Source organism: Haloferax profundi (assembly GCF_001469865.1).
Lineage (GTDB): Archaea > Halobacteriota > Halobacteria > Halobacteriales > Haloferacaceae > Haloferax > Haloferax profundi.
On sequence record NZ_LOPV01000547.1, the window covers coordinates 1 to 1,133 of the forward strand.

Below are 1,133 nucleotides of genomic sequence, written 5' to 3' on the forward strand. Positions count from 1 at the left end.
TCGAGAGACCGGGGGACGCTTGCCTGCCTCGCAGCGGCGTAGACGGAAGCAGTGGCGACGCCCTCGATAGACCGACCGGGTAGGAGATCGTCGTTCAGTGCCCGTCGATAGATGACAGACGCCATCTCACGGACGTGTTTAGGCAATCCGAGTGCAGAGCCCATCCGGTCGACTTCGCCCAACGCCTGCTTGAGGTTGCGCTCTTTGGAGTCACGAGTGCGGAAGCGCTCGTTCCACGTTCGAAGGCGGCTCATCTTCTGGCGCTGTCGGGTCGACAGTGTGTTGCCGTAGGCGTCTCTGTCTTGCCAACCGATGTTGGTCGACAGTCCTTTGTCGTGCATCATCCCCGTCGTCGGCGCCCCGACACGCGACTTTTGGTCGCGTTCGGCAGAGTCGAATGCTCGCCATTCGGGTCCTCGGTCGACGGCATCCTCACGGACGACTTCTCCGGTCTCTTCGTCGATCCACTCACCGTGTCGCTCGTCGTAGACAAGATTCTCGTCGTCGGTGCTCGTCGCGTCAGTCTCTTCGGTGGTCTGTTGGGATGCCTTGGGTGTCGTCTCGGTCTTTCGGTGCGTCGTACTCCAGTCGACGTGGGTGGTGTCCGCCATTGAGTAATTCGTAAAAGACACTGCTACATAATGGAACCATGGTTGGAATATTCCAACTGCTGTTGTGAGGGTACTCCGAGTGAAGTCACACTGGCGAACGAGTGGTGAGCGTGTGAGTCTTAACCGCGAAGCGCGAGGGAACCAGTAACGTGACTACCGAACCGCTCCCTGCCGAATACCTCTCACCTCTCGCGACGCTCGTCGACGAAGTACTCGCACGCGTGGGATACGAAATGACAGCGGTCACCAAGGTCATCGACGACGCTGTTCCCGGTTACGGTGGCCTATTCGACCCAACGACCACTTCGGCAGAACTGCGTCGGGCACTCGAAGACCTTCTCGCAACGGAGATTTCACGGCCCCCAGTCACTCATCCAGCTGGCGACTCGTTCGTCCTCTACGTCGACGGGAGTTCACGCGGCAATCCCGGCCCAGCAGGTGCGGGTGCGGTCATCATAGACGCCGAGGAGAACGAACTCGCACGTCTCGGTCGTCCCGTCGGTTCTCGGTCGGGAAACAACA

At 59.8% G+C, this 1,133-nt stretch carries 1 protein-coding gene and 1 pseudogene; one reads left to right on the forward strand and one right to left on the reverse strand.

The genetic code is table 11. From position 1 onward, the window contains the following. The coding region (locus AUR66_RS16515) for a transcription initiation factor IIB (protein WP_394326266.1) at positions 1–611 on the reverse strand (611 nt) is incomplete at its 3' end. Between the two features lie 149 nt (positions 612–760). Here AUR66_RS16515 and AUR66_RS16520 point away from each other — a divergent pair. Then, positions 761–1,133, forward strand: a pseudogene (locus AUR66_RS16520) (ribonuclease H); the annotation flags it as partial.